This is a genomic window from Devosia geojensis, assembly GCF_000969415.1.
GTDB lineage: Bacteria > Pseudomonadota > Alphaproteobacteria > Rhizobiales > Devosiaceae > Devosia > Devosia geojensis.
On record NZ_JZEX01000177.1, the window covers coordinates 1 to 2,418 of the forward strand.

Annotated in this window: 2 protein-coding genes; one reads left to right on the forward strand and one right to left on the reverse strand. The window is 66.3% G+C overall.

Features of this window, described 5'->3' with window-relative positions; all coding sequences use genetic code 11:
- Positions 1-71 precede the first annotated feature (71 nt).
- On the reverse strand, positions 72-1,520 hold the full coding sequence (gene argH, locus VE25_RS19455; protein WP_201776120.1) for an argininosuccinate lyase: 1,449 nt from the start codon (positions 1,518-1,520) through the stop codon (positions 72-74).
- 22 nt (positions 1,521-1,542) lie between these two features.
- On the opposite strand from argH, the gene VE25_RS19460 reads away from it, so the two are divergent.
- Positions 1,543-2,202, forward strand: a complete 660-nt coding sequence (locus VE25_RS19460) for a TlpA disulfide reductase family protein (protein WP_052732093.1) — start codon at positions 1,543-1,545, stop codon at positions 2,200-2,202.
- Positions 2,203-2,418: the final 216 nt, after the last annotated feature.

Consider the following 2,418-nt stretch of genomic DNA (forward strand, 5'->3'; position numbering starts at 1 on the left):
CCCCCACCCTCAATCCCTCCCCTCAAGGGGGAGGGAGGCCGATCGTGCCCGTGGCACTGTCGTCCGGCCGCCTACTCCACCCCGCCGTCACCATGCCCGTGGCCGCTCTTTTTCGTCAAGGCGCGGGGCTCGGCTGCTTCGCCTGTCAGCAGCTCCTTCCAGCGCGCCGCCTGCGCGACGACGTTCGCGGGCGCCGTGCCGCCATAGCTCTGGCGGGCGGCGACCGAGGCTTCGACCGTCACCACCTTGTGGATGCGGCTGTCGATGCGCTGGTCGATGAACTTGAAGTCCTCGATGGTGAGGCCCTCGAGACCGCAGCCCTTCTGCTCGGCAAGCGCCACGATCTGGCCGGTGATGTGGTGGGCGTCGCGGAAGGGGATGCCGGCCTGCCGCACCAGCCAGTCGGCGACGTCCGTGGCGGTCGAGAACCCCGCGCTCGCGGCCGCGCGCATCGCCTCGCGGTTGACCGTCAGGTCGCCGACCATGCCGGTCATCGCCGCCAGCGACAGCGAGAGCGAATCCAGCGCGTCGAAGGCGACCTCCTTGTCCTCCTGCATGTCCTTGGAATAGGCGAGCGGCAGGCCCTTCATCACGACGAGGAGGCTCGTCAGCGCCCCCATGATGCGCCCCACCTTGGCGCGAATCAGTTCGGCCGCATCCGGATTGCGCTTCTGCGGCATGATCGAGGAGCCGGTGGTGAACTTGTCGGAGAGTTTCACGAACCCGAACTGGGCCGACGACCAGATCACCAGCTCCTCGGCAAAGCGCGACAGGTGCATGGCGCAGATCGAGGCCGCCGAGAGCGTCTCGAGGATGAAATCGCGGTCGGAGACGGCATCGAGCGAATTGGCCGTCGGCCGGTCGAATCCCAGCGCCTCCGCCGTCATGTCGCGGTCGATCGGATAGGGCGTGCCGGCGAGCGCCGCCGAGCCCAGCGGGCTCTCGTTGAGGCGCCTGCGCGCGTCCTCCAGCCGGCCGACGTCGCGGCCCAGCATCTCGACATAGGCGAGGAGATGGTGGCCGAAGGTCACCGGCTGCGCACTCTGCAGATGCGTGAAGCCGGGCATGATGGTCTCGGCCTCGGCCTCGGCGCGCTCGACGAGCTTGGATTGCAGGGTCCTGACCTGAGCCACCAGCATGTCGATGCAGTCGCGCACGTAGAGCTTGAAGTCGGTCGCCACCTGGTCGTTGCGCGAGCGGGCGGTGTGGAGGCGCCCGGCGGGGTCGCCGATCTTCTCCTTCAAGCGCGCCTCGACGTTCATGTGGATGTCCTCGAGAGCGCGCGAGAACGTGAACGTTCCGGCCTCGATTTCAGCCTCTACCTCGTTTAGACCGGCAACGATCGCGTCGCGATCGGCCTGCGTCAGTATGCCGGTCTCGGCAAGCATCGTCGCATGCGCTATCGACCCGGCGATGTCCTGGCGGTAGAGACGCTTATCGAATCCGATCGAGGCGTTGATCTCTTCCATGATGGCGTCTGGGCCGGAGGAGAACCTGCCGCCCCACATGCGATTGCTCATGCAGCATCCCGGAGTGTTTTAAGTGACCGAAACCAACGCGCCCCCACCGGAAAGCTCGCCGCTTCCGCGGCTGATCCTGACCCTGGGGCTCGCCATTTTGGGCGTTGGTATATCGGTCTGGGTATTCCTTAGCAATGCCGCCCCGTCGGCGCGCGAGTGCCCGGTGCAGACCGAGGCCGGCCAGAGGCTCGACGCGGCTGCCGTCGGCGAGCTCGCCGCCCTCCTCGGCACCGGCGAGGGACGCGGCTACCGCTCGATGACCTTCAAGAAGGCCGACGGCACCGACACCTCGATCTCGGCGTTTTCGGGCAAGCGCCTCCTCGTCAATTTCTGGGCGAGCTGGTGCGTGCCCTGCCGCGAGGAGATGCCCGCGCTCGACGCCATCGCCACCAAATACAATTCCGATACCTTCATGGTCCTGCCGATCAACCTCGACATGGGCGAGAGCGGCCTGAAGAAAGCGCAGGATTTCCTGGCCGAAGGCGCCTACCAGAACCTGCCGCTCTTTGCCGACAACACCTTTGCCGCCTTCGAGCGTTTAAAGACCGAGGCGGTCGCCATTGGCCTGCCGGTCACGCTCCTGCTCGACGAGATGGGCTGCGAGCTCGCGGTCCTCCCGGGCCCCGCCGAATGGAACACGCCGGACGGGGAAGCGGTGGTCGAGGCGCTGATCTCGCTTTAGGTTGTGTGGACAGTTAGGTCAGGGTGGGCCGAAAAGGGTGGTCTTGAGAACCGGCGCGCAGCGTACGTTCGGTACGTGAGCACGGCAAGCGCAGAAAACCGCCCTTTGCAGGCCGCCATCACCTAAATGTCCACACAACCTAGGGAAGGCTCGAGGCAGGGAGTACAACGTGCTGCTCCAGCGTGCCCCTCCCCCTTGAGGGGAGGGGTTGGGGTG

What these genes read in the sequence shown, in the direction of transcription:
- argH (WP_201776120.1), bottom strand. Translation starts at nt 1,520, where the DNA reads ATGAGCAATCGCATGTGGGGCGGCAGGTTCTCCTCCGGCCCAGACGCC.